This window comes from Flavobacterium sp. (assembly GCF_050696275.1).
GTDB lineage: Bacteria > Bacteroidota > Bacteroidia > Flavobacteriales > Flavobacteriaceae > Flavobacterium.
In genome coordinates, this window is sequence record NZ_JBOGUT010000016.1 from 45,271 (window position 1) to 67,102 (window position 21,832).

Annotated in this window: 41 protein-coding genes; 16 read left to right on the forward strand and 25 right to left on the reverse strand. The window is 36.3% G+C overall.

Going from position 1 to position 21,832, the window contains the following annotated elements; genetic code table 11:
- Position 1 precedes the first annotated feature (1 nt).
- The 7 genes from ACRDEC_RS09610 to ACRDEC_RS09640 all read right to left on the reverse strand — a co-directional run bounded on the left by ACRDEC_RS09610 (position 2) and on the right by ACRDEC_RS09640 (position 4,843).
- A complete protein-coding gene (locus ACRDEC_RS09610) occupies positions 2–658 on the reverse strand; it encodes a DUF6549 family protein (RefSeq protein WP_431498122.1) in 657 nt (218 codons plus the stop codon).
- Positions 659–766: 108 nt separating this feature from the next.
- A complete protein-coding gene (locus ACRDEC_RS09615; RefSeq protein WP_431498123.1) occupies positions 767–1,327 on the reverse strand; it encodes an N-acetylmuramidase domain-containing protein in 561 nt (186 codons plus the stop codon).
- A complete protein-coding gene (locus tag ACRDEC_RS09620; protein ID WP_431498124.1) occupies positions 1,317–1,514 on the reverse strand; it encodes a hypothetical protein in 198 nt (65 codons plus the stop codon). Before ACRDEC_RS09620 ends, ACRDEC_RS09615 begins: the two co-directional genes overlap by 11 nt.
- Positions 1,507–1,731, reverse strand: a complete 225-nt coding sequence (locus ACRDEC_RS09625; RefSeq protein WP_431498125.1) for a hypothetical protein — start codon at positions 1,729–1,731, stop codon at positions 1,507–1,509. The genes ACRDEC_RS09620 and ACRDEC_RS09625 overlap by 8 nt, the downstream gene beginning before the upstream one ends.
- 13 nt (positions 1,732–1,744) lie before the next feature.
- Positions 1,745–2,218: a hypothetical protein gene (locus ACRDEC_RS09630; protein WP_431498126.1), complete on the reverse strand. Its 474-nt coding sequence runs from the start codon at positions 2,216–2,218 to the stop codon at positions 1,745–1,747.
- A gap of 3 nt (positions 2,219–2,221) precedes the next feature.
- Entirely contained in the window at positions 2,222–2,782 is a 561-nt protein-coding gene (locus ACRDEC_RS09635; protein WP_431498127.1) for a hypothetical protein, read from the reverse strand.
- A 36-nt stretch (positions 2,783–2,818) separates the two neighbouring features.
- A complete protein-coding gene (locus tag ACRDEC_RS09640; RefSeq protein ID WP_431498128.1) occupies positions 2,819–4,843 on the reverse strand; it encodes a hypothetical protein in 2,025 nt (674 codons plus the stop codon).
- 106 nt (positions 4,844–4,949) lie between these two features.
- On the opposite strand from ACRDEC_RS09640, the gene ACRDEC_RS09645 reads away from it, so the two are divergent.
- A complete protein-coding gene (locus ACRDEC_RS09645; protein WP_431498129.1) occupies positions 4,950–5,549 on the forward strand; it encodes a hypothetical protein in 600 nt (199 codons plus the stop codon).
- Positions 5,550–6,015: 466 nt separating this feature from the next.
- Here the strand turns inward: ACRDEC_RS09645 and ACRDEC_RS09650 are convergent, their stop codons facing one another.
- The 18 genes from ACRDEC_RS09650 to ACRDEC_RS09735 all read right to left on the reverse strand — a co-directional run bounded on the left by ACRDEC_RS09650 (position 6,016) and on the right by ACRDEC_RS09735 (position 12,899).
- A complete protein-coding gene (locus ACRDEC_RS09650) occupies positions 6,016–6,402 on the reverse strand; it encodes a hypothetical protein (RefSeq protein ID WP_431498130.1) in 387 nt (128 codons plus the stop codon).
- Positions 6,403–6,404: 2 nt separating this feature from the next.
- Positions 6,405–6,653: a hypothetical protein gene (locus ACRDEC_RS09655; protein WP_431498131.1), complete on the reverse strand. Its 249-nt coding sequence runs from the start codon at positions 6,651–6,653 to the stop codon at positions 6,405–6,407.
- Positions 6,650–6,901: a GroES family chaperonin gene (locus ACRDEC_RS09660; RefSeq protein ID WP_431498132.1), complete on the reverse strand. Its 252-nt coding sequence runs from the start codon at positions 6,899–6,901 to the stop codon at positions 6,650–6,652. Before ACRDEC_RS09660 ends, ACRDEC_RS09655 begins: the two co-directional genes overlap by 4 nt.
- Complete coding sequence (locus ACRDEC_RS09665; protein WP_431498133.1) at positions 6,898–7,152, reverse strand: hypothetical protein; 255 nt, start codon at positions 7,150–7,152, stop codon at positions 6,898–6,900. Before ACRDEC_RS09665 ends, ACRDEC_RS09660 begins: the two co-directional genes overlap by 4 nt.
- Positions 7,153–7,158: 6 nt before the next feature.
- Positions 7,159–7,305, reverse strand: coding sequence for a hypothetical protein (locus ACRDEC_RS09670; RefSeq protein WP_431498134.1), 147 nt, complete (start codon positions 7,303–7,305; stop codon positions 7,159–7,161).
- An 11-nt stretch (positions 7,306–7,316) separates the two neighbouring features.
- Positions 7,317–7,793, reverse strand: coding sequence for a hypothetical protein (locus ACRDEC_RS09675; RefSeq protein ID WP_431498135.1), 477 nt, complete (start codon positions 7,791–7,793; stop codon positions 7,317–7,319).
- A gap of 6 nt (positions 7,794–7,799) precedes the next feature.
- A complete protein-coding gene (locus ACRDEC_RS09680; protein WP_431498136.1) occupies positions 7,800–8,780 on the reverse strand; it encodes a hypothetical protein in 981 nt (326 codons plus the stop codon).
- Positions 8,777–9,151 carry a hypothetical protein gene (locus ACRDEC_RS09685; RefSeq protein ID WP_431498137.1) on the reverse strand — a complete coding sequence of 125 codons (375 nt, stop codon included), beginning with the start codon at positions 9,149–9,151 and terminating at the stop codon, positions 8,777–8,779. Before ACRDEC_RS09685 ends, ACRDEC_RS09680 begins: the two co-directional genes overlap by 4 nt.
- Complete coding sequence (locus ACRDEC_RS09690; protein ID WP_431498138.1) at positions 9,148–9,423, reverse strand: hypothetical protein; 276 nt, start codon at positions 9,421–9,423, stop codon at positions 9,148–9,150. The genes ACRDEC_RS09685 and ACRDEC_RS09690 overlap by 4 nt, the downstream gene beginning before the upstream one ends.
- 8 nt (positions 9,424–9,431) lie before the next feature.
- Positions 9,432–9,938, reverse strand: coding sequence for a hypothetical protein (locus ACRDEC_RS09695; protein WP_431498139.1), 507 nt, complete (start codon positions 9,936–9,938; stop codon positions 9,432–9,434).
- Positions 9,935–10,162, reverse strand: a complete 228-nt coding sequence (locus ACRDEC_RS09700) for a hypothetical protein (RefSeq protein ID WP_431498140.1) — start codon at positions 10,160–10,162, stop codon at positions 9,935–9,937. The genes ACRDEC_RS09695 and ACRDEC_RS09700 overlap by 4 nt, the downstream gene beginning before the upstream one ends.
- Complete coding sequence (locus ACRDEC_RS09705; protein WP_431498141.1) at positions 10,156–10,446, reverse strand: hypothetical protein; 291 nt, start codon at positions 10,444–10,446, stop codon at positions 10,156–10,158. Before ACRDEC_RS09705 ends, ACRDEC_RS09700 begins: the two co-directional genes overlap by 7 nt.
- Before the next feature lie 2 nt (positions 10,447–10,448).
- Positions 10,449–10,703: a hypothetical protein gene (locus ACRDEC_RS09710; RefSeq protein ID WP_431498142.1), complete on the reverse strand. Its 255-nt coding sequence runs from the start codon at positions 10,701–10,703 to the stop codon at positions 10,449–10,451.
- A 2-nt stretch (positions 10,704–10,705) separates the two neighbouring features.
- On the reverse strand, positions 10,706–10,975 hold the full coding sequence (locus ACRDEC_RS09715) for a hypothetical protein (protein ID WP_431498143.1): 270 nt from the start codon (positions 10,973–10,975) through the stop codon (positions 10,706–10,708).
- Complete coding sequence (locus tag ACRDEC_RS09720) at positions 10,972–11,319, reverse strand: hypothetical protein (RefSeq protein ID WP_431498144.1); 348 nt, start codon at positions 11,317–11,319, stop codon at positions 10,972–10,974. Before ACRDEC_RS09720 ends, ACRDEC_RS09715 begins: the two co-directional genes overlap by 4 nt.
- A gap of 1 nt (position 11,320) precedes the next feature.
- On the reverse strand, positions 11,321–11,665 hold the full coding sequence (locus ACRDEC_RS09725; protein WP_431498145.1) for a hypothetical protein: 345 nt from the start codon (positions 11,663–11,665) through the stop codon (positions 11,321–11,323).
- A 70-nt stretch (positions 11,666–11,735) separates the two neighbouring features.
- Complete coding sequence (locus ACRDEC_RS09730) at positions 11,736–12,362, reverse strand: hypothetical protein (RefSeq protein WP_431498146.1); 627 nt, start codon at positions 12,360–12,362, stop codon at positions 11,736–11,738.
- Positions 12,363–12,584: 222 nt separating this feature from the next.
- A complete protein-coding gene (locus tag ACRDEC_RS09735; RefSeq protein WP_431498147.1) occupies positions 12,585–12,899 on the reverse strand; it encodes a hypothetical protein in 315 nt (104 codons plus the stop codon).
- Positions 12,900–14,327: 1,428 nt separating this feature from the next.
- Here ACRDEC_RS09735 and ACRDEC_RS09740 point away from each other — a divergent pair.
- The 15 genes from ACRDEC_RS09740 to ACRDEC_RS09810 all read left to right on the forward strand — a co-directional run bounded on the left by ACRDEC_RS09740 (position 14,328) and on the right by ACRDEC_RS09810 (position 21,830).
- On the forward strand, positions 14,328–14,561 hold the full coding sequence (locus ACRDEC_RS09740; RefSeq protein ID WP_431498148.1) for a hypothetical protein: 234 nt from the start codon (positions 14,328–14,330) through the stop codon (positions 14,559–14,561).
- The gene (locus tag ACRDEC_RS09745; protein WP_431498149.1) at positions 14,558–14,866 is read left to right on the forward strand and encodes a hypothetical protein; all 309 of its coding nucleotides are present in this window, start codon (positions 14,558–14,560) and stop codon (positions 14,864–14,866) included. The genes ACRDEC_RS09740 and ACRDEC_RS09745 overlap by 4 nt, the downstream gene beginning before the upstream one ends.
- Positions 14,867–15,101: 235 nt before the next feature.
- Positions 15,102–15,449, forward strand: a complete 348-nt coding sequence (locus tag ACRDEC_RS09750) for a hypothetical protein (RefSeq protein WP_431498150.1) — start codon at positions 15,102–15,104, stop codon at positions 15,447–15,449.
- Positions 15,440–15,754: a hypothetical protein gene (locus tag ACRDEC_RS09755; RefSeq protein WP_431498151.1), complete on the forward strand. Its 315-nt coding sequence runs from the start codon at positions 15,440–15,442 to the stop codon at positions 15,752–15,754. Before ACRDEC_RS09750 ends, ACRDEC_RS09755 begins: the two co-directional genes overlap by 10 nt.
- Positions 15,755–15,817: 63 nt before the next feature.
- Positions 15,818–16,468, forward strand: coding sequence for a DUF3560 domain-containing protein (locus tag ACRDEC_RS09760; protein WP_431498152.1), 651 nt, complete (start codon positions 15,818–15,820; stop codon positions 16,466–16,468).
- 101 nt (positions 16,469–16,569) lie between these two features.
- Entirely contained in the window at positions 16,570–17,856 is a 1,287-nt protein-coding gene (locus ACRDEC_RS09765) for a methyltransferase (RefSeq protein WP_431498153.1), read from the forward strand.
- Positions 17,857–17,868: 12 nt separating this feature from the next.
- Entirely contained in the window at positions 17,869–18,627 is a 759-nt protein-coding gene (locus ACRDEC_RS09770) for a DNA N-6-adenine-methyltransferase (protein WP_431498154.1), read from the forward strand.
- A 6-nt stretch (positions 18,628–18,633) separates the two neighbouring features.
- Positions 18,634–18,852, forward strand: coding sequence for a hypothetical protein (locus ACRDEC_RS09775; RefSeq protein WP_431498155.1), 219 nt, complete (start codon positions 18,634–18,636; stop codon positions 18,850–18,852).
- Between the two features lie 125 nt (positions 18,853–18,977).
- Positions 18,978–19,202: a hypothetical protein gene (locus tag ACRDEC_RS09780; RefSeq protein ID WP_431498156.1), complete on the forward strand. Its 225-nt coding sequence runs from the start codon at positions 18,978–18,980 to the stop codon at positions 19,200–19,202.
- A 10-nt stretch (positions 19,203–19,212) separates the two neighbouring features.
- Complete coding sequence (locus ACRDEC_RS09785; RefSeq protein ID WP_431498157.1) at positions 19,213–19,383, forward strand: hypothetical protein; 171 nt, start codon at positions 19,213–19,215, stop codon at positions 19,381–19,383.
- Positions 19,346–19,576, forward strand: a complete 231-nt coding sequence (locus ACRDEC_RS09790; RefSeq protein ID WP_431498158.1) for a hypothetical protein — start codon at positions 19,346–19,348, stop codon at positions 19,574–19,576. The genes ACRDEC_RS09785 and ACRDEC_RS09790 overlap by 38 nt, the downstream gene beginning before the upstream one ends.
- 6 nt (positions 19,577–19,582) lie before the next feature.
- On the forward strand, positions 19,583–20,086 hold the full coding sequence (locus tag ACRDEC_RS09795) for a hypothetical protein (protein ID WP_431498159.1): 504 nt from the start codon (positions 19,583–19,585) through the stop codon (positions 20,084–20,086).
- A 1-nt stretch (position 20,087) separates the two neighbouring features.
- Positions 20,088–20,936: a hypothetical protein gene (locus ACRDEC_RS09800; protein WP_431498160.1), complete on the forward strand. Its 849-nt coding sequence runs from the start codon at positions 20,088–20,090 to the stop codon at positions 20,934–20,936.
- Positions 20,937–20,989: 53 nt separating this feature from the next.
- Entirely contained in the window at positions 20,990–21,292 is a 303-nt protein-coding gene (locus ACRDEC_RS09805) for a hypothetical protein (protein WP_431498161.1), read from the forward strand.
- Positions 21,293–21,341: 49 nt separating this feature from the next.
- Complete coding sequence (locus ACRDEC_RS09810) at positions 21,342–21,830, forward strand: hypothetical protein (protein WP_431498162.1); 489 nt, start codon at positions 21,342–21,344, stop codon at positions 21,828–21,830.
- Positions 21,831–21,832 lie beyond the last annotated feature (2 nt).

A 21,832-nucleotide genomic window follows, 5' to 3' on the forward strand; every position in this document is an offset into this window, starting at 1 on the left:
ATTACTTTGCAATTAGATAACCGCCAATAACTCCAACACCGATTTTAAACAAAGTGGTTTCGTACCATTTAACCGGTATCTGGACCTCTGTGCTTTTAACTTCAGGAATTGCTATAAAAGGATTTGTGGCAGTAACATCGGTTGTATAGTATTTTTTACCCAAAAACCATTTCTTCTTGAAGCCGGTAACCACATTAATATCAGTCCATGTTTGAAACGGTTCGATTTCAAGTCCGTTTTGGTTTATTTTATATCCAAGGTTGTACCACTCGTTTTCAATTGATCCTATACGTTCAAAATCAAAAGGAACCGGTACCTCAAAGGTTTGACGTATTGTGTCAAATTTGGTAATGGTCATTATTTTCACTGTAGATTTTACGTTGGCAAACTCATTAGCCATTGCCTTTAGTTCGGCATCCTTTTCAATAAGTTGTTTTTGCTGGGCCTTGTTCTGGAAAACAATTACTTCGTGTGAAGCGGTTATTCTTCCCAATTGATTTTTTAAGTGCTTGGTTTCTTCCTGGGAAGCTGACAAAGCTGCCTTGTAAGATTTATTGCTTTCACAGGTTTGAAATAGGTAGCATAATGCTACTATCAATAGTATGGAAGGGATAACTCTTACTGCCCGGTCTTTTAATGTTGATAAATTGATCTGCATGATTTTATTTTTAAGTCGATTAATCTCCTGTTTTTACTGTGATTTAAATATGTTCACCTTATGAATAAGGGAAACATATTTTAAGGTGTCGAATTCGACACCTTATCTCTATTGCATATAAGCTCTGTTGTTCAAATCATAAGCCTTTTTCAATCGGCTATCGTATTTGAATTTCGCATACTGTTCTCCGTTGTAGTAGTAAGCGAATTGCCACCATATACCTGCTTTCAATGCCTTGTACATTTTGATATTCGATTTGATGAACATCAAGCCCAGGCGCAATTGATTTGCCTCGGACTCTTTGGCGTAATCCCACATAGCTCCAACTGATTCAAATCCAAGTAACTTCCAATGGAATCCCATTACCTGCATACGACCGATGGAAGTGCTCTCCATGGCTGCATCTGCATTTTTGGAAAACGCATCATTGAAAGCTTCCCATTCTTGCTTCTGGCGTTCAACTCCATTCAACGACCACTTCCCAGAAGGTGTATACGGAGATTTTCTCTTAAACCATGATGGTTCAAACTGGATCAGGATTTTACCAGTAGTTTCATCGAAACCTTTACCTCCGCTCTCAACTGAATCGACTGCTTTCACCTGGGCATAGGTCAATCCAAATTCAGCAGCGATTTCCTTGAATTCTAAATCTGTCAGCTTATTCATCATCTTCGTTTTTATTTTTAAACTCCTTCACCTTTCTTTCCATCAAATACCAACGTCTGGCCGTATATCCTATGAATAACACCGACCCTATTATTTTTAGCGAAATTTCCATTCCTGAAACATTTATCAATAGGAACAATGCTCCGAAAATGGATAATTTCAAATCTATTAGGTGAAATAAATTATGCATCGTTTTCATCTTTTTTGGAATTAATAAATTTCTCCGCCATATTTAAAATGAAGCGAGGAAACAGCATCAATGCAACAGAAATGACATTAATTATCATTTCTCCGGTTGTGTACTGCAGCTCGTCGTTGTAATACTTTATCAATTGTATTGTCATTAATACAATTCCTACTAAAAGCATAAACCAATATGCTATTTCTCTACGTTGTTTAAGGCTCATGACTGTATTTTGTTTAGTTGTTTATTAAAGTTCTATAATCCTTTAAAAATTCATTCTCTTGTATTGATTGTACATTCCCGTGCTTCAAGTTGGAATAAGGAACAAAGCCTATTCCGATGATAGTTAATCCAATGAACCGGCTGAATGCACTGTATTGTCCTTTTCCTTTTCTCTCCTGCCCTTTAGCGTATAGCCAGTCTGCTTTCCATTTTGTGTAAAAATTTGAGGACACATTGTAAACCAAGTATTGGTAATCATGTAGCATAGCATCAATATCCAGAGGACCAACATCTTTCAAATCTTTAACAATTGTGGCACCATCGAAATTCTGCTTGAATGCAGTGAAATAATCAAAAGCTTTTTTATAAACATCAATTTCACACTCATTATATCCTTTGGCTATTAAAAGCATATCCATTCGGCTTCGTAGATTATCAAGTTGTAAATCCGTGAGTTCATTAAATATTTTTGTATGGCTTCCTAACATGGTTTATAAATTTAAAATGTCGTCCATAATTCCTTGGGCCTGATCGGCATTATTCAATGTCGAAACAAATTCGAATGCTGTTTCAACATTTTCCCAATTATGATTTTCAATAAGCGTCTGAATTTTTGTTCGGCAACGCTCAATCATTCTCATAAAAAGGTTGTATTTTTCTTTAGCCTCATTATATCTGTAAATCACCAGGGCTTTAAATTGCTCTAACGTAATGCCAAATTCATCTGCTTCATTTTGTAATAAATCCTCTACTTCTTCAGAATTATTTGGGTTTAAGCATTGCTCATTTTTAATCTCGTAAAACTCAACCTGCGCAATTATATAAGCATTTGTTCCTTTCTTCCCAATGGCTGCGCCTTTTGCTTTTATGCGTAAATCTGTAACAACCTGTTGAAGTTGTTGCATCTTGATTTTGGCTTTTTCAAAATCTGATTCTCCATCAAAAAAATCAACATATTCAGGAAGATTCCCTTGATTAAACCAAATAGAATATTCAATATATTCCAGAATGGAATCATCATACTCAAAAATTTCATTTGTTTGAGTATTCAATATTTTATTAGAGCATCTACTTACCTTATACATAGCTTACCTGTTTTCTGATACTATTATATGAGAAGCTGACAACCTTACTGCAGCGGCTGTTGAATTATTGTTTCTTTGAATCACAACAAAATAATATCCGGATACAGGCATATTTATATTTACAGAACCAAAAACTTCGGCACTATTATGTATATTAAGAACCCTATAATTTATAGTTGTGCTTCCTGAATATTTCCAGAATTGAAACAAATAATGATCTGAACTCACTGTATTGGCAGGAAAACTGGCGCCAAGATTTATTTTTGTAGAACCTGCTGAACTATCATTATGCATTATTTGCATATTTGCATCTGCTCCATCATTCCCAAGTCCAAACAAATCTGTTGCTGTTGAAGGATCAACATTTCCAATAGACGATCCTGTAGAGTAACAGCCAAAAAATGTTCTTCCATTACTTACAGCTGAGGCATCTTCATTTCCAACATGAAGGCTTACAAAGAATTGTCCAGAAGAAGTTAAATCAACCGGTTTATAAGATCCTGTAGAAATTGAAACATTTGATCCTGCAGACGCAGACGAAGCATATCTTCTTCTAACCCATCTGACATAAGTATTTCCACCATAATTAGGCCCTGTTCCGCTATCGTCAGCGGTACCAACAATAGTTACATCATTACCAATAGGTTGATTTATTTTATTTGGAGCAAAATATGTCGCGTGTGTAAGAATGGAAAAATCACCCTGTTTAATTCCTACGAATCCTCTTTTTATTATTAAAACCTGACTACTTGTTAAAGCAGGTTGGCCGCTTCCAACCGAAACTCCATTTACCAATAATTCAAATATTTGTCCGGTGTCAGTAACGTGGTATTTAACAGTTTCATTAAAAGCTATTGAATAACTGGCAGCTGAATTCACATAGAGTAAAAGTCCTGTTATATCCTGAGTAGCTATATTGGCAGAAGTAATAGTTTTTAAAGTTATTGTTATTCCTGAACTGAAAATCACATATACTGACCCGCTCCAACGATATTGCCTATTTGTATCTATGGTTACATAAATTTTACCGGTTTCTCCTGTAACTGGTAACGATGCAAAATTTGCCACTTCAATTACATCATCAACATAAGATGGTAATTGTGCTGAAGGAACTTTCCCTCCGACTAAATCCGCTTTAAGCGATAAAGCCGTAGTTAATTCTGTATTTTCAACATAAGTATCTAAACCGTCTGAACCATCATTAATCAATTGTGAGGTTTTAGTAATAGCCGGTACCGGCGCAACCGGGTTGTCGCTATTGTAAAACAATACCAGATCAGTTATTACGAAAATAAAATCTCCACCAACTCCATAGGTACCGTAACTATTCAATGAGTTCTCTTCATCAAAATAGTACATATACGTTACATCATCATCAACCCATTTGAAATAGTAAATTTTGGTGTTGTCAATCAATGGATACCCTTCTGGATAAAGACTGGGTACGGTATTTATATAATCAAGGAAGTTTTCGCCGGTTATATCTCCCAAATCAAACACAACGTTGTTCACATTCGATTCTATATCTTCAGGCAACGCCTGGTAGAAAAGATTGTCTACGAAAACTAGTGATAACATTTCCGCTGTAAAAGTGTCATGCATTGGTGCGTAAATGCCTTTTCCAAGCATGTGTGGAAACAGATATTTTCTGGAGTGGGTAGTGAATGGTCCGTATTGTGTAATCCTAAATTCAAAAACAATCAGATCTTTTTCTGAAACTTCTAGGTCTGTAATTTCCAGATATTGGTTAATGGCTACCAATATTGCTGCTTCTATAGCTTCAACTGTAGATAAATCTTCGTCCTTATTGTTGCCTATGATTAAACTCTCACGAACATATCTAAAGTGATTGTCTTGGTCTAAAGCATCAACGTTTTCCTGAACATAGGCGAGTATTAAATCGGCTAACCCCTGTACCGGATAACTATTAGTCCTCTTGGAATTATTAGCATTCGTTCCGAGTAAATAATCGAGCATCGATATATTCGGATCGTCTGGATATACATTTTTATTGCTAACTTTTGCCATTTTTTGGATACAAAATAGATTTTAACTATTCAATACCACAAATATATAATTTTAATTTATAGTAATTATATTTTAGTATAAATTTGTATTATACTAAATATAAACTATGGCACCGAAAAAATATACAAGGAAAAGCAATCCGATATTCTTAGACAGACTGCCGGAAGGCGCTAAAGAATTGATACTAAAGAAAAATTTAGTGCTGAATAAAAACAATAATGGTACCGCTAAACTTTCAAAATACACCAAGCAACGGTATATACAATTCTATGACGGGTATGATATACTGCAGAACCTGATTGTAACCCGTCAGTATATCCAAAAACGGTATGAAATTGACTATCACCTTTTTGAATTGCTGCTATTCCTGTTTCCAATGCAATATTTTACCCGGGAGGATTACCAAATAGCCCCGCGACAATTTCGCTACCGTGGTGTGAAGCATTTAATGGAATTAGGCCATGTAGTAATTGCTGTAAGTGGAGAAAACCGCGGAAAACACCTTTATAAACTTAGCCGGTCGGCCCAAGAAATCGTAAAACACACCTATCATTGTTTATCCGGAGAGAAAAAGATACCTGAGAGTTACCAGGTCAATCCAATGGCAAAAAATACCGCCAACTCACTTGAAAAAAGAAGTATGGATTTAATCAAGAAGTTGAATCAGCAGGAGGTTCCAGCCACAAAGAAGAAGCTTTTCCTGTAATCAAATCACGCCTGAATTTATTTATTGGCTCCTTGTTGATCAATTCCAAATTTTTCCGGATTAGCTTGGCCCGATCTTCCTCCGAGCCTTTGTAAAAAAATAATGGACTTACCTGGTACAATCCCCGGCCTTTGATTTTGTAAAGCAGGTGATGCTCGGTAAGTCCATTAAAACATTTGTGGATAGTACTATCCGAATATGAATCCTGGCCAACTTTTTTTAGTAAAAAATTGAACCTATCACGAATCTGAAAGCTATTGGTGATTAAATTATTGTCGTCCATTTCCTCACTGACGAAATCCAAAAAAATACGTTCAGACCTGGACAGCTTCATAAGCAGAAGAATTGATGAAAAATAACGCTTGACGAAAGCACATTCTACCGTAACAGAAGCATGTCTCAGCAGCTCTAACTCTTGGTTATAACTCTCCGAGACATCTTTCGTAAGATAGTTTATCCTTTTTTTTTAAGCATTTTGTATTTTCAATTGCTGCATCAAACGTTTTAGTTCCGATTTATTTTTAATTATACCTTTGAAAACAGTCCCGTTATGTGGTCCTGTTTGATAAATATAAGTATGGTATTCATTGTTAAGTTCTAAAGCATATCCTTCAATATCATAAGTATCGTAATCCCTTTGAATCCATCCTAAACTTTCGATATTTTCTTTGTCAAGATATGCCACTCGGATTTTATTTTCAAGGAGCTTTTGTTTTATCTTTGATAGCTTTGAAGATTTTTTAAATACCTTATCTTCCCAATTAAAAATATGATGCCTGTCATGTTGATTTTCATATTCAAAACCAACATGAAATTCTTCAATTTCCGGAGTATAATATTTATCTGTTTCCATAGTTAATTCCATTTAAAAAGTAATCGTTCGCGTATTTTAGCCTGTACCGATTCGTAAGGTTCATTTACGATATATATCTGGCCATCTGAAACAACTTCACAGAATTGCTCGTCAAAAGGACGAATATGGGCAATTAAATAAAACGTATGTCTTTTAATAACACAATCTTTCAATTCGCTCTCAATACCCGCCAGAATTTTATTCTGCGTTTCCTGCGTATTCCAAAGTATGTCCAGTTCAATTTCTATCATAGCACAAGCTCAATATCATTTTCCTCATGTAAAAATAAACATTCTTTTCCATCATGCTCTACATAAACACCGGCATGCTGGTAATAACGTACTTTGTCTCCAACCTTGATGTATTTCGTTTTATCTCCAACAGCCAACACAATACCTTCATTTTGCTTCTGATTGGCAATGGGAATAAATATTCCGGCGGCAGTTTTTTCCGCCGGAACTATTTTCTCAACCAATACTCTTTTGCCTATGACCTTCATGATTCCAATGTTAGCTTACAGAATTTTTCAGTGTCTTTAGTGTCCACGAAATGAATGGTTTTACCGTCAACTAAAACAGACATACAATTGATATCGGGTTTTTTATCGTTTTTGAATTCACCATAGTTGGTGCTGTTTATAGTAGCGGCATTTAATTCCCCTAACATTCTTCTGGCGTTTTCAATATCACAAATAATTATGATCGGAGTTGCTGATTTAGAAAAACACTCTGCTAATTTATTTATTTCCATGTGATTTTAATTTTGTTGTTGTTTTATTGTTGAAGTGAAGACAAGCATTCCAAGAAAATAATACCTTACAGTTTTTTCTATAGGAAATGATGTATTGGATTCACCAATCTGCTCCTGTGACAAAATACAGGTTGTTTTTTTAATGAGTGTCATAATTATGATTTTTAAAGGTTATGTTGCTCTACTTTGTAACACGAAATACCATCGAATATCCCGTAGATGAAATTATATTTAACACCTTGGTGTTCGCTTTCTAAACGCTTGCAGAATATTCTGAAAACATAGTCATTTCTCATTTTCTTAATTTCTTCATCACGGCCTTCATAAACGTACGTTACACCAGCAGTGAAGAACTCTTGGATGCAGCGATCAACTATACGGGTTGTTTTGCCTGAACGTGAAGAATAATCAATAATGATTGAGCATTTCCTATTCAGTTCAATAGTTCCTGAAAATTTAATTTCAATAATATTGTCACTTATAATTTTGGATACGAAACCACTTGTTTCCTCCCTACCATCCGTCACTTTAATTGGATCGCCTTGTTTTGCACTATGCTTCTCGTTTAAAGTAAATACATTCCCTTCCAAAATCCCAGATGTTGCAAGGAATAATCTCTTCATGTGCTCTGTATATTCCATGATATTTTATAAATTATTTAAAAATTCGTAAAGTTTTTTGTTCCAGCGGGCATCTGATAAAGCATTGTGCTCGTTTTCTTGCTGTGGATAATTTTTAAAAGTTTTAAAACTTTCTACTTGACCAGGAATACTTCTGTCAATCATCCTATTCTTTTCTTCTTCAGTATCTCCAAAACAATAATCTTGAATTTTCAATTTAGCCTTTTCGTCTAAAACCTGTTTTAAGTCCCGGCAATACATAGGGAATCCTGCTGGTAAATCAATCATCTTTCCAAACAACCAGCAAAACACTACCCAATCATAATCAGCGTAGTATGCGTAGAATTCTGGATAATCTTTTTCTTCTATCAGCCTTGCACTCAAATCATAAGCTCCATTAGACACATAATCATTTTTTATGTTTTCCATTTTTTGCAAAGCCTCTTCATAATTGAAATACTTTTTTACTGATTTGGTAAACCCAAACGGCTGTTCTCTCGAATATGTTGATGTATGCCAGCTATTTACTATACAAAAGGCTTTAATTTCTTCAGCGATTTGTTTGTTGGTTTTTCCATACAAACTAAGAAGTTTGTTGAAGTTTCTATAATTGAATTCTTTCAATTCTGAATTAAATATATCATGTTTGGCAGGATTGATACCATGAAGCATGTCTTTGAAAATTGGCTTCAAAACATTCTCACGAAGCCAATAGACTTTTGCAACTCCCGGTCCTTCTTTTTTTATATTACCAAGAGGAATGATAGTTGCCTTTAATTGAAACCTATTCCAAGCCTCTTTTAAATTGAAGTCTTTCGAAATAGCATAATACTCCCGGCCATCCTCCGCTACAATTCCGATGGAAATTAAATCAATTGTCGGTTTTGTGTATGGCTTATAAATTTCAGCATGACCGGTTTCATCCCAACGTAATTCCAATGCAGGAACTCCGAAGATTCTTTTTCTTTGCTGCCCTTCTAAAAATTCGGTATCTAAAAAGTATTTCATGATGTTTTTTCTAAGTATTCAAAATATTCTTCCGTTGTTATTCCTGTTCCATCAGGATGCGGATCGTGCCATAATTTACCTTTGTGATAAATACAGATGTGATAAACGTCTGGGTTTCTTGGACTTTTCCCACTTACCAAATAATACTCGTCCGTGTCCAAATGTCCTCCCAAAGAGCCTAAATCCCACCCTCTGGCGTTAAGCCATTCAAGAAGCTTGTCAATATAGTTTTCATCCGTTTTATAAATTTCCTGTACCTGGAACGCATCTTCCGGAGAATCCAAATCCATAAAGCAAGCAATCACGGTGGGAAAACAGTTCCCAACGGTAATAGGTGGATTATGTATCCGTGTTTGAATCAGTTTTTTCATTGTTTCTTTAAATTGCGTTTCACAATTTTTTTCTTTTCCTCACAATTACAGTTCTCGCACTGGCACTTAGCGCTTTTTTTCCGCTTGGTGATTTCGGCGAAACGATCTTCAAACCATAAGGCAATCACTCCATTGCCGATAGTGTAAATTCCTTTGTGGAAATACGGGTCGGCCGCCAGTCCAATGTCAATCAAAATACCGGTTTTCACGCATCGGACTTCCTGGGCATTTTTAAAATGCCTCTTTACTGCTTGTAGTGTTGGCTTTGACATAAATTCAATTATTTAAACATTCTACGTACATATTCTGCAACTAAAACAGCATCAACCATTCCTTCATTATGGTTTATAGAAACACCGCCTTTATTCGTTAATTTGAAGTTTTCTTTTGGCCACAAATTAACAGCAGCTATTATTGAAGTAGCTTTTGTATCATTTGCTTTTCCGTCAGGTTTTTTCTGCGTTTTAACATGCTTCCAACACTCTTTTTGCCATTCTTTTGGTTGAATCATTAAATGAGATAAATTTAATCCTAACATCATTCCTTCCAATAAACCAACGCAATGTGATAATGAAGCAACAGCACTTTTTCCAATACCAAAAATTACAGATGGGTTTTCAAGTCCAATTTTATGATATGGATATTTTGTTAGAATAGCAATTATTCCTTGTCTGTCATATTCCTTACCAATAAGTGGTGTACCTATCTTTTCAATAACAGTTGAGTTTTCGTCGATTACAACAAACGCACCTTGCTTTCCTGGATCAATGCCTAAGTAATATTTCATGTTATTGTTTTAATTCTGTTCGCTATCTGATCTATACATTTTAAGTAGTCTTTTTCTGCTCCAATACCTGTATGAAAACCATGAGTATTCATTATGTTGTCGTTATAATTATTTGGATGTTTACTAAAACAAAGCCTATTTTGGTTATCAAAACCAAACCAAAATTCAGTTTTGTAACCCAAAGCTTTTTCTACATCTTCTTTTATTTTAGCTGCATCTACCATGGTATTTCATACGTTTTTTCGAAAATATCAGGCTTACATGGATAGAATTCACCATTAACTCCTTTGATTATGAAGTCAAATAGCGTAGCGGTCATGTCTCCTTCAAGTGTTGGAATTACTAATGAATAAGCTGATGCAGGAACATCTACATCATGATGCATTTTTTCAGGAGGCTTACTCACTTTTAGCGTTTTACCAACGAAATTCATTATTTCAATCTCGTTGTTACCATTCCATTGAATAGCTTCAATAACTACCGGTTTCTTTCTATACAGTGTTACCATTTTTATTTATATTTTACATTGTTTTTATCCAAAAACCATTTCTGGACAATCAACATTCTTTTGTGATAACCGGTTCCATCCGGAATAACCTGTAACTCGCATAACGATTTTGGCACAACCAATTCTCTTTCTGGATCGCATTTGAATTTTACCAGGTACGATTTTGGATAGGAAGTATCCCATACAAGCTCCAAGGCAACTCTACCATCCATTACGTATGCTTCTTCTGTGCCGGATATGTAATCGATTTTTGCCATATTTAAAATAATTCACCTTGTTTCATTTCTTTGGTCTCCGGATAAACATCAAGACAGAAATCCATAGCTTCCTGTTCCGATTCGAAAAAGTGAATTTTCAATGATTCCTCATTTACCACTACCACATCGTCATTGCCGAAGGAAATCACCTTCAATTTTCCTACCTCATGTACAAAATGGTCTTTCAATGTCAACCAGTGACGCGCTGTATCATTCTTAGCCCGAGTTGGGAAATACCAAAATGTTTTTTCTCTGTCTTTCGATTTTCTCATTCTTTGTATCTAAATCCTTGAAATCCTTTCATTTCCTGGTACGGCTTCGGCAGCTTAACGAAATCTATCAACTGCAGCCAGTTGTCAGATGCCATAGTCTCACCATCCAAAAACGTTATCTCTCCACGATCATCATAGCCAATGAACTTGGCCCGGAACCGAACCTTATTCGCAATGACAATGAACACATCTACAAACTCACGCTTCGGCCGGTTCTTTAACCGCCAGCAGAAAAACGCCCGCTCTCCGTCAGAAATCTCAAAGTTCTTGAGTTGCTGCCTGTACGGCTTTTCTTTAAGCTGTGCCGCGCCGAGTGTTACGTATATGCCATTGGATGCGTTCATTTTAAAAAGGGCATTTTAGACCGAATTTTTGGTAATGAGAACCCCATAACTTTTTCTTAGCAGTTTTGTATTTCATTTCTCTCTGTCCAATTTCTTTTATTACATCAATCAAATTTTTCTTTGGTTGTTTTTCTGCTATTTCCTGCATTCTATGTATATAAGACACCAACCCTTCTCCTTGTTTTATTCCTTCTCCGCTTTTTACATGAAATTCATCATATAGTTTAGATGCTTCTTCTTGATATTTTTTATGGACCTCGGTTGAAATAGAATTGTATTTCGTTTCCCAAGGAAAATACTCAGGATATTTTTTTATAGTTGCTTCAATTTTTTTGTAAGTTTCCATTCCGACGTATTTTGAATAGTTTTGGTATGCCCAAACCTCTATTACTTCAGATGGAATTGCTTCAATTTCTTTACTGGGCATGAGAGTCGATTTTATCAAGTTCAATCGTTTCCGGAGTATGTGCCTCCGGGTCCGCAAGGAAATCATCCATAAGCTTATTGACAATCACGAACTCATGCACCTGTAGCTTGGCTATTTTACCTACAACTTCATCAATACAATTCAAGAAGTTCATCATCATTTCCTTGTTGATGGCATACAGCTTCGGATACTCTTCCTTCACCAGGCGCTCAAACTGTTTCTCGCAACGGGTAAGCAGCCCATGCATATACTTATCATCCGAATAGTCCTTCATCAGTTCATTGTCCAGCTCCAATAGCAGCTGGGTGAACATGACGCGTTTCAATAGCCGGTAAGTCAGCTCCTGGTAATAAGCATTTTCCAGTCCGATGTGCTTTCTGAGTTCGTGCTCGTTTGGAGTGGACCATTTCCCATCCACAATACCCTGTTGCAGTTTGATTTTGTCAAGGCCCTTGTAGGAGTTTTTGGAGCGCAGGAAGACGTTTCTTTCCTTTTTGATGTCTTGGAGTACATGGAAGATTGCGCCGGTCTCCACGTGCTTGATATATTGCTTCTGAAGCTCCGACAAAGGAACCTGCTTAATATCGCATTTTTCTGACTCTGATTTTGTATTCATTTTCCCAGTTTAATATGTTATTCCGTATTGGTTTTTTTGTCTTGTTCTTATCAATCGTGCCTATATGGAAAAAACCACATTGGGTACAATTGTAAATTTCAGCGTGTTTCTCACTGTTTATGTTGTGTAGGTAAAACTCGGCGGATAATTGGGTTTTATGCTGGACCTTCCCGGCACACCCCTTCAAGAAAACGGTTTCCTTATTTTTGCCGCCACGGCCCATTACCCCTCAGGATAAACAAGACGTTCAGAACTATGCAATGAATCCCAAAGATCCTCAGCAGTCAGGACAGCCTTACCACCAAAGAACCCAAAATGAAGCTCATAGCAAAAACGTTCAATCTCGCATTGACCATTCAACGGAGGGAACTGATTCTGCAATAAAGTAAAAAGGTGATTTGTCAAATGACTATTGTCGTAAGGTGGGATGCCCTCAGCATTAATAACCCGCTCTAAAAGAGTAGCATAACTCAGGTCATACTCATACTGCTTTTGAAGCACATCGATAGTCGCAATAAACGTTTCTTTTACAAACATAATTTTCCCAGTTGTTTATATTAATACACTACAAATATAATCTTTTTTATACTATAATACACGAAAAATATAAATGAAATTACCAACTGTGCGACATTAAATAGCGGACTATGGGAAACTTCAAATCGATAAAGCGTTGATAACAAAGGAATTAACTCGTTTTTTTAGCATAGTAATCACTTTGAGTGAAAAACTATTTTCGTCAAATACAAGTTATTATATGATTTTAACAGGAAATTAACGTTGATAAAGCAAAGGAACAGCTCTCACAAACAAAGCAGTACAGGTGGTTTGGGTACACCAGATGCCTTTACACTTCACAGCTGAAACAACAGTCTATCAACATATTCAATAATCGCAGTCGAACAATCCTGCGAAAGTAATACTCAGCAACAACCATACCACTGATTGGCCGGAAATACAAAACGGAAAACATTTTTTTTTATTGCAATCAATACCACCACTACACATCATTCAATTTCAAATTTTTTTTATGCTATGACTATGTTGTTGGGAGGGATACCGGTCTGCGGACAGCGATCGTTCTGCGGGAAACTCGTTTTGTTTGACCCACGGGGGTATGGTTTTTCGGTTCCTCTTCCAAATTTTTAGGTTTTTCCGGGTCGCTTGCTTACTGTTTTTTGGTCCAACTGTTTGCGCTGTAGTCGTATTATGGTCACTCATTTGCGCTGTAACCTACTGATTTTAGGGAACTTTCAAATAACACTACCATTTTACGCACAACATTACGCACAACAGGAACATCTACCCTCTGTATACTTCGCTGTATGATTTGAATCTGTCCTATCGTCCTATCTATCTCACGTATTCAGTAGTTGAACTGCTCTATTTATTCGAGTAGTTCGCTATTACTCTGCCTTTGGAGTTGCAACAGCCATTACTTAAATTTTCTCTTGTGGTGAAATTGTTGAATAAAATGTATTAATGATGATTGTTTTAATCTTTTGGTTGTGTTGTTCTTCTTGTCTTGTTGTTATTGTTATTGATTGGGTGAAGTCGTTCAACTGTTTTTAAATGTTGTGTTTGTTTGGCTGGTGTTTTGGGTTTATACTTTGGTATAAATAAAAACTATGGAATTTATATTTTGATAATAAAATAGTATTGGTTTCGTATAAACTTTGCGTGTATTATACTTGTATTAGTATAAACTTGTCGTATATTTGTATGACAGTAAAGCAGTAGTTTAACTGTTAGCGTTTGACGGGACATCGTTTTAAAACCGTTGGGAGGTTCTGCCCTCTCTCCTGCCAATCTGAGCCTATAACCGTAAACGGGAATATTTGAGGCTTTGAGGACATCACAGGCGATTTGCAGACGTGAAAACGAGTAGCAAGGTTCGAGCCCTTGCGAGCGGTTGAAGTTCCGCGCTACTCACTATTATATTAGTATAAACTTAATACAAACACTATGGAAACTATTACAACTTTAGATTTTCTAAAATACTTGGAATCTTTAAATCTTTTTAGATGGAATATAACATTAAATAAAAATGGTTTTGAGGCTGTAATATCTCAGGACACAGTACCAAGTATTAAAAACTTTACGCAAGTAGAAGAAAATAAAGATGGTACATTCTGGGTTAGACTATCAAAAATAGACATCTATAATGAATCAATAACAAACGGATTTTTTAATAGATGAAACCAATATCACAAAAAAAGTATTTGAAAGCGTTGGCAGTTGTCCAGGCTTACCACGAACAAATAGGATTAACTACGGTTGCGCCTTCGGTTCATAAATACAAGGCATTGGAGGAATTAAAAGCGGGTGACAGTGTAGAATCTATTCACGTTCACAGCGCCAGCAGTTTAACCCTGAACAAAGTGTATCCTATTCACCGGATTAAACCCTCTTACAACTCCCGGTTTCGGTTCTCAATCTTCGACGATAACGGGAAGGAAAAGTTTTACTTCAGTGATAACGGACATTTCAAAGCATTAAAATAAATCATTCACAGCAACGGGAACAGGTTTAACTCTGAACACCTTTTTATTATGAAAGTATTAGCAAGATTATTTAGTAAAATCTCATTTGCATTGTACGGCGGGAAGTCTTTGGGAGTTTCCGGCGGTCGTGCGGTTTAATTCAGTCGTTTGGGCGACTATAAATAGGTTTTAGGCTCAAAGCGTTGCGGGCTGGTTTTGGTTGACCGGCTCGCGGGTAACATTAATCTTAAAAGATATGGAAAGTTTAAACAAATGGATAAAAGAACATGAAGCAGGAAACTGTAATTGCGGAGATTCAACGACTTGTTTAGCAGGTCAATACTTAAACGGCACTATCCAAAAATCAGAATTTGAAGATGGTACCGGCATTTGTAGAACTTCTCCGCCATGGTTCCAAACTGTTACACAATACCACAACTACAAAGGAGGTGTAAACAATCTTCAAACAGTTACAGTTAAGAATATGAATGGCGCGACATTAAGTGTTTTCTCTTCTCAAAAGCACCGAGCGATGGAATACGCTAATCGATTTATAAAAAAAGAAAGTTTAACTAATCTTAAAAGACAAACGACATGGATTTAAGAATTAAAGCAGCGGGATATTTCCTAGTACATTTAGGAGACAACCTAACACACGCCGAGCAATTAGCAATACTTGAAAGTGAAGAAATAGACGAAGATTTTTTTGTTTCAGATGTTGAAGGAATACTTGTATGGAGTCCTTTCGAAAACGAAACAGTAGGCGGGTTACTGGAACACATTGACAATTTACAGAATTGTTACAATGAGGTTTGGAACACCGCATTAGGTGTTGGATTCAGAAGTAGTAGTACTTCTGGAAGCCAAAAAATAATACAGGAAAGGGACACTTTTGACCCGAACGCATAATACAAACAAATTTTACAATCAACTATACAATGGGGACAGATTTAAAACTGAACACTTATCAATATGGAAAATACTTATGCAAAATACACCGCTAATGTTTTTGTTGCAAAATGTCCAGAAACACACGAAAAAGGAGAAACAATTATTTTGGAAACCAAATTCGGGAAACAACACGAGTGCATAGTCTTTAATTTAGTTGCTAGAGGTAAAGACGGATTTTTTTATTATTCCATTGTTCGGGCTGATGGTTTCAATGCTCAAGAGTTTGCAAGGAAAAAAGCCGAGCGTTACCAACAATGGGCAACCGGTGCAGAAAAAAAATCCAATGAACTTTGGGAGGCATCCAATGAGGCGAGAGATTTTCTTTCTTTAGGTGAGCCGATAAAAGTTGGCCATCATTCGGAAAAGAGACACCGCGCTTTGATTATAAGAAACCACAACAGAATGAGCAAATCAATTGAAGAAGGTAAAAAGGTTGAGCAACACGAAAGCAAAGCAGACTACTGGAACAGGAAAGCAAACGACATTAATTTGTCAATGCCTGAAAGTATAGAGTACTACGAATATAAAGTTGAAGAGACAAAAGAACGACACGAAGGGCTTAAATCCGGTAAGTATGAGCGTACACATTCTTTTTCATTAACCTACGCTAAAAAAGCCGTAAACGACGCGGAAAAGAATTTAGCTACAGCAAAAAAACTTTGGGGTGAATAAATCATAAATAAAAGTCAAGGGAATATAGCAGGCACGATAAATAAGCCGTTTTAAACGCACACTACGCCGTTACTACCTTGACTTTTTTAAATCTAAATATTATGGACGATTTCTACACATCAGGCACTTATAAATCAGAAAAAGACCTTATAAAAGGATGGCAGGAAGAAATTAAAAAACTTCCTGTTTCTGAAATATTCTATCATGGCACATTAGAAATATACGCAGGAGGCTCTTTACCTGACCCAACAAGTTTTTGCGGGCAATGCTGGCAAGCTTTGATAAATGAAACACCCGGAGAAAGGTTAATTGATTGGAATTTTTACGAAGAAGATATAATTGACTTTTTAGAAAAACTTGATTACCAAAAGGTAGATAAAAAACATCCTGATTATGTTTTTTTAAGTTCAAAACTAACTTCTATTAAATGCCGTAAAACCGCCAATTTAATAGAAGGTTTAGATTATACCGATTTAGAAATTTCAGCACTTTCTTTTACAGTTAATGGCAATCGCCTTGAAATACCAAAGGATATTTTTATTTCAAATTACAATGATTTAAAAACAATCATGAAAAACTTTGAAGGAAAATATTCTAAAAATGGTTTTGATTTTCCATATCCTGCTGAACAGGTTCTTAATAGAATCCGCAACAAAGAAACAACGAATTTAAAAAAGACATTTCAATATTTTGGTACATCAAAAAAACTTAGCGACTTATTGTGTGAAAAAGTTTTTGATCCCTATTTAAATAAATCATTAAAGGTTTGTGAGCCATCCGCAGGACAGGGAGCAATAGTAAGCGCTGTTTTAGAATGGTTTGAAAAAAAATCTATTCATTGTGAATTAGAATCTATCACAGCTATTGAGTTTATGGCTGAAAACTACCAAATTTTAAAAGAAAATTTTAAGGAAAATGATTTGGTTAATACAATCCACATGGATTTTTTAAAATATGACGAGTACATAAATTATTATGATGTTGTCATTGCAAACCCTCCATTCTCTAAAAATCAAGACATTACGCACTTTCGCAAAATGTATGAAATATGCAAGCCCGGAGGCTATGTTATTTCTATCATGAGTAACGGGTTCCTATACAATTCAGGTAAAGTACATGAAGAATTCAGAAAATTTATAGGACTTCCTTCCGATGCTCAAACAAGATATGCTGCAAAATCAGGCGGTTGTGTTTGTGAAAGCGAAAGCGGGCAATTGTTTGTACAAACAATTGATTCAGGAGAATTCAAGGAATCTGGAACAAATGTAGCAACTGCCTTAATCTGCTTCAGAAAAGACACCATTAGCGGTTTTGAAGAAGTCACATTAAAAAAGGAAAAACCTAAAAAAGCAGAAGAGCCACCAAAAACAGAATGGACACTATTTTAAAACTATTAAGTTATGGATTTATTTAACCAAACCCCACAGGAAGAGCCTATAAAAAAGATAGTAGGGAATGCTTTCAATATAAACACAAATAACCATGATGAATGGTTAACCCCGCCCGATTTAATCAAGTCTTTAGGAGTTTTTGACTTAGACCCATGTTCGCCAATAAATCGCCCATGGGACACAGCTAAAAATCATTTAACGGTTAACGATGAATCTTTACTACAGCATTGGGAAGGGCGGGTTTGGTTAAATCCTCCTTACGGAAAATATATGGAAAAGTTTTTACATAAAATGGCGCTGCATAAAAATGGGATTTCTTTAATCTTTGCCAGAACAGAAACAAAAGCGTTTCAGAATTTTATTTTTCCTCATGCCGAAAGTATATTTTTCATTCACGGGCGAATTACATTTTTTACAGTAGAAGGCATAGCTGCAAAGTTTAATAGCGGAGCGCCGAGCGTATTAATTGGGCACGATGAATACAACGCTGAAATGATAGAGCAATCAGGAATAAAAGGACATCATGTATATCTGAAGCAAAGAATTTTCATTGCTGGGATATCCCTTGACCAAAATAAAACTTGGCGTGTTATCGTCGGTGAGGCATTAGAAGAGCTTAAAGAAGCTTCTTTATCTGAAATCTACGAAACGGTGGTAAAACTCGCGCCGAACAGAATTAAATCCAATCCGAATTACAAAGCCAAAATAAGACAGACTTTGCAATTCCATTACGAAAAAATATCAAAAGGCACATATACCTTAAATTAAATCGTCATGCAGTACAATCTATTTGAAATACAGCAAATCCCACAGATAATGAAGGGCGACACGGTTAACGTTACCAAACTAATTGGCGGAACACATGGGCTGATTGCCCAAGTAAAAACCATAATACGTGACAGTGGAGAAAAGAAATTTCTTTTACGCTTTCCGGATGGTGTGGAATTCTGGACTAACGAACCATCAGTAAAACATAAAAATAACATCGAATGAAGGAAAAAAAGAGTAATAAAGGCGATACGCTGTTATTAATTATAATAGTGCTATTGGGAATCATTTTAGCAGTTTACTAACCACACGGCCGAAGAAATTCAGGCCGTTTTTATTTTGTAAAAACTATGGAAACAAAAAATTATAGCAGACCACCACTTGAAGATTTTAAAATCGGACATGTGTTTGACTGGAAATTTGGGTTAATCACCCGTGAAGTAGAAAGGCTCTCCGACGATGCATTTCAAATACACGATACATCGGGTAGTTGGGTGTCCGCGATTGTCAATTTAGAAACCATGAAAAAACTAACAACCGGTGAAATCAGCTTGTTAAGCATTGATTTCAAGTAAAATCAAGACTATGAAAAAAGCGAACAACTTTTATAATTGGTTCCGGGATTTAGGCGGAAACACGAACGATATAGACGTTACTGACATTGTCGGAAAGCTAAACCAACCCACTTTTCATGTATCTACCCTGAAAGGCAGAGCCGATGAAATTAAGGAAAAGTATAACTACAAATTCAATTAGCATGGCTATTGTTATTTTATTGGGCTGCTTCATCATAGTAGCCACCATCCTGTACTTGGAAATCAGGAGAACACGCAAAAAAGTGTGTGAACACAAACACACCGCTTCCTATACAGACGAAGAAGACACACGCACTACTACATGCCTGGATTGTTGGGAAGAAATCGAATCGAATAATAACCCTAATAAATAATTTTTTATGAAAACTATTTTCACAGCGTTGGCGATTATGCTAACAACGATTTTAACGGCTCAAATACCCGTTAATTTATCAGGAATGACACAAGACATGCCTTTGGGTCAAAACTGTTCAAATTCGCAAGCACAAGAGCAATTTATCACTACAGGAGATTTAAATCTCAATGGAAAAACTCTGCACCTGCGGAACGCTTACCTCACAGTCACAGGATACATCAACGGTCCAGGAAGAATTGAAGGCTGCGGGAACTCCAAAATCTGTACGATGAATGCGATACAGAACTCACCGGTTATCAATTCGGTTCAGGTGGTGAATTGTGCGACCCTTTCCGTGCCTGAATTCGAATTTGACAAGTACGGTTATCATTTCAAGGTTTTTGATTTGACTGGCCGGCTATTACTTGAAGGAATAACGGACGAAAATACTTTTTACCAGCTGCCCAGCATGCAGGTATTCATTTTGGAAGTAGAAGGTTTCGCAACCAAAAAACTATTAAAACGTTGATATGAAAACAGTAAACAGTTTATCAGGAGGCGGAACCAGTAGTTATCTGTCTGTTCACTACCCTGCCGATTTAGAAATATTTAGCCTAGTGTGTATAGACAGCCATAATGCCGGAAGACAATTAGATAAAAAATTGGTACAAATGGCTAATGATAAACTACAAAAATACTGTTCACATCAAAAACCATTTATTGCAACTTCAGAAGATCCAATTATTTTAAAAACAATGTTTGACTTAGAACAAATGATTGGGCGGGAAATAATTTGGCTTCGCGGAATGAGTTGGGAAGAAATGTTAGTAATTAAAAAAGCTATCCCAAACATTAACAAGAGATTCTGCACTACCATTATGAAGATGCAACCAATTTTTGAATTTCTCTATTTGTATCACACACTTCCAGTAAAAATGAGAATTGGATATCGATATGATGAAATGGAAAGAATGGAAAAGTTTACAGATATGTGGAAATATCCTACCCATTGCGAATTCAGAGAAAAATCCGGCACCTGGATTCAAAGATGGTCTGAAATTATGTGGAGAATAGGAGAATTCGTTCTAATTGAAGATAAAATTCATCATGGAATTGTCAAAAATTATTGGGCAGATAAAAACATAGATTTCCCAAAAGACAGTAATTGTCAAAATTGCTTTTGGAAAGATGAACAACAACTGCTTAAAAATTTTGAAACCAACCCTGAAATAATGTATTGGTCAGCTATTCAAGAGGAATTATACAACCACACTTTTAAAGAATCCATGAGCATGCTGGATATATCAAAAATTGGTCTTCAATTAGATTTCAATTTTGGAACAGGCAGCGGATGCCAGGCGGGATTTTGCACAGATTAAAATTAGCGGCCGCCGAAAAGCTAAAGAGTAGGCAAAAATATAATACACACATTATGCAAAATTTAGAATTTGTGGTAACGCGATTGGAAAAAATTGCTGCCAGACTTGTAATCAACAAACAAAATCAAAGGTCAATTAATGAGGCTCTTTATCGTACTCCATCTGAAACCGATATACCAAAAAAAGAAGCTTTAGATACTACTTGTGCTAAAAAATCAGGCATGTTGGTTGACATTGAATCTTTGTTGACAGATATTGAAGCTACATTGACTACACAAGAACAACTTCATAAAGAACTGCAAGATATCCTGTTTTACCCTCAAGGAGAACAGTTGTGCGCCAGTCCACATTCTTAAAACCAACTACCTCACGATGTACAGGTCAATCGTTTTTAAACAAACACACATGAAAAAAATATTATCAATAGCATTTTTAGTTATCGGAATGGTAGCAAATGCGCAGATACACTTTATTGACAAGGAATACTTCACTGCTTCTTTCGCAGTTGATCCCAGCAGCTCCATAAAAGAAGAAGGCCTCGATATCGTCGCGGAAATCGAAGTAGTATCGTATTGGAAGTACGCGAAATTCAATGTACAATCCTTTACTGTTTTGGATGGCGGGTATTTGGATGCCACAGGCGGCTTCGGGATAAACCTTACCTCCGGGCACTTCGACCAGTGGCGTGCATACACCGGAATCCGGTTAGGCGTTATCAATCGTGAGAAATACGTGTACCCGCTGTTCGGGTATGAAGGCGGCGTGGATTACTACTTCCGGAATATGTTTGTTGGTGTCCGGGGAACCGGCGACTGGCGTTCTGATTTCATGTACTCAGATGCGGTACCCGAAATGCAATATTCCGGATACGTACGGGTAGGATTTAAATTTTAGGC

Coding starts and splice junctions, on each gene's coding strand:
- ACRDEC_RS09610 (WP_431498122.1), bottom strand. CDS start 658: ATGCAGATCAATTTATCAACATTAAAAGACCGGGCAGTAAGAGTTATC.
- ACRDEC_RS09615 (WP_431498123.1), bottom strand. CDS start 1,327: ATGATGAATAAGCTGACAGATTTAGAATTCAAGGAAATCGCTGCTGAA.
- ACRDEC_RS09620 (WP_431498124.1), bottom strand. CDS start 1,514: ATGCATAATTTATTTCACCTAATAGATTTGAAATTATCCATTTTCGGA.
- ACRDEC_RS09625 (WP_431498125.1), bottom strand. CDS start 1,731: ATGAGCCTTAAACAACGTAGAGAAATAGCATATTGGTTTATGCTTTTA.
- ACRDEC_RS09630 (WP_431498126.1), bottom strand. CDS start 2,218: ATGTTAGGAAGCCATACAAAAATATTTAATGAACTCACGGATTTACAA.
- ACRDEC_RS09640 (WP_431498128.1), bottom strand. CDS start 4,843: ATGGCAAAAGTTAGCAATAAAAATGTATATCCAGACGATCCGAATATA.
- ACRDEC_RS09645 (WP_431498129.1), top strand. CDS start 4,950: ATGGCACCGAAAAAATATACAAGGAAAAGCAATCCGATATTCTTAGAC.
- ACRDEC_RS09650 (WP_431498130.1), bottom strand. CDS start 6,402: ATGGAAACAGATAAATATTATACTCCGGAAATTGAAGAATTTCATGTT.
- ACRDEC_RS09655 (WP_431498131.1), bottom strand. CDS start 6,653: ATGATAGAAATTGAACTGGACATACTTTGGAATACGCAGGAAACGCAG.
- ACRDEC_RS09660 (WP_431498132.1), bottom strand. CDS start 6,901: ATGAAGGTCATAGGCAAAAGAGTATTGGTTGAGAAAATAGTTCCGGCG.
- ACRDEC_RS09665 (WP_431498133.1), bottom strand. CDS start 7,152: ATGGAAATAAATAAATTAGCAGAGTGTTTTTCTAAATCAGCAACTCCG.
- ACRDEC_RS09670 (WP_431498134.1), bottom strand. CDS start 7,305: ATGACACTCATTAAAAAAACAACCTGTATTTTGTCACAGGAGCAGATT.
- ACRDEC_RS09675 (WP_431498135.1), bottom strand. CDS start 7,793: ATGGAATATACAGAGCACATGAAGAGATTATTCCTTGCAACATCTGGG.
- ACRDEC_RS09680 (WP_431498136.1), bottom strand. CDS start 8,780: ATGAAATACTTTTTAGATACCGAATTTTTAGAAGGGCAGCAAAGAAAA.
- ACRDEC_RS09685 (WP_431498137.1), bottom strand. CDS start 9,151: ATGAAAAAACTGATTCAAACACGGATACATAATCCACCTATTACCGTT.
- ACRDEC_RS09690 (WP_431498138.1), bottom strand. CDS start 9,423: ATGTCAAAGCCAACACTACAAGCAGTAAAGAGGCATTTTAAAAATGCC.
- ACRDEC_RS09695 (WP_431498139.1), bottom strand. CDS start 9,938: ATGAAATATTACTTAGGCATTGATCCAGGAAAGCAAGGTGCGTTTGTT.
- ACRDEC_RS09700 (WP_431498140.1), bottom strand. CDS start 10,162: ATGGTAGATGCAGCTAAAATAAAAGAAGATGTAGAAAAAGCTTTGGGT.
- ACRDEC_RS09705 (WP_431498141.1), bottom strand. CDS start 10,446: ATGGTAACACTGTATAGAAAGAAACCGGTAGTTATTGAAGCTATTCAA.
- ACRDEC_RS09710 (WP_431498142.1), bottom strand. CDS start 10,703: ATGGCAAAAATCGATTACATATCCGGCACAGAAGAAGCATACGTAATG.
- ACRDEC_RS09715 (WP_431498143.1), bottom strand. CDS start 10,975: ATGAGAAAATCGAAAGACAGAGAAAAAACATTTTGGTATTTCCCAACT.
- ACRDEC_RS09720 (WP_431498144.1), bottom strand. CDS start 11,319: ATGAACGCATCCAATGGCATATACGTAACACTCGGCGCGGCACAGCTT.
- ACRDEC_RS09725 (WP_431498145.1), bottom strand. CDS start 11,665: ATGGAAACTTACAAAAAAATTGAAGCAACTATAAAAAAATATCCTGAG.
- ACRDEC_RS09730 (WP_431498146.1), bottom strand. CDS start 12,362: ATGAATACAAAATCAGAGTCAGAAAAATGCGATATTAAGCAGGTTCCT.
- ACRDEC_RS09735 (WP_431498147.1), bottom strand. CDS start 12,899: ATGTTTGTAAAAGAAACGTTTATTGCGACTATCGATGTGCTTCAAAAG.
- ACRDEC_RS09740 (WP_431498148.1), top strand. CDS start 14,328: ATGGAAACTATTACAACTTTAGATTTTCTAAAATACTTGGAATCTTTA.
- ACRDEC_RS09745 (WP_431498149.1), top strand. CDS start 14,558: ATGAAACCAATATCACAAAAAAAGTATTTGAAAGCGTTGGCAGTTGTC.
- ACRDEC_RS09750 (WP_431498150.1), top strand. CDS start 15,102: ATGGAAAGTTTAAACAAATGGATAAAAGAACATGAAGCAGGAAACTGT.
- ACRDEC_RS09755 (WP_431498151.1), top strand. CDS start 15,440: ATGGATTTAAGAATTAAAGCAGCGGGATATTTCCTAGTACATTTAGGA.
- ACRDEC_RS09760 (WP_431498152.1), top strand. CDS start 15,818: ATGGAAAATACTTATGCAAAATACACCGCTAATGTTTTTGTTGCAAAA.
- ACRDEC_RS09765 (WP_431498153.1), top strand. CDS start 16,570: ATGGACGATTTCTACACATCAGGCACTTATAAATCAGAAAAAGACCTT.
- ACRDEC_RS09770 (WP_431498154.1), top strand. CDS start 17,869: ATGGATTTATTTAACCAAACCCCACAGGAAGAGCCTATAAAAAAGATA.
- ACRDEC_RS09775 (WP_431498155.1), top strand. CDS start 18,634: ATGCAGTACAATCTATTTGAAATACAGCAAATCCCACAGATAATGAAG.
- ACRDEC_RS09780 (WP_431498156.1), top strand. CDS start 18,978: ATGGAAACAAAAAATTATAGCAGACCACCACTTGAAGATTTTAAAATC.
- ACRDEC_RS09785 (WP_431498157.1), top strand. CDS start 19,213: ATGAAAAAAGCGAACAACTTTTATAATTGGTTCCGGGATTTAGGCGGA.
- ACRDEC_RS09790 (WP_431498158.1), top strand. CDS start 19,346: ATGAAATTAAGGAAAAGTATAACTACAAATTCAATTAGCATGGCTATT.
- ACRDEC_RS09795 (WP_431498159.1), top strand. CDS start 19,583: ATGAAAACTATTTTCACAGCGTTGGCGATTATGCTAACAACGATTTTA.
- ACRDEC_RS09800 (WP_431498160.1), top strand. CDS start 20,088: ATGAAAACAGTAAACAGTTTATCAGGAGGCGGAACCAGTAGTTATCTG.
- ACRDEC_RS09805 (WP_431498161.1), top strand. CDS start 20,990: ATGCAAAATTTAGAATTTGTGGTAACGCGATTGGAAAAAATTGCTGCC.
- ACRDEC_RS09810 (WP_431498162.1), top strand. CDS start 21,342: ATGAAAAAAATATTATCAATAGCATTTTTAGTTATCGGAATGGTAGCA.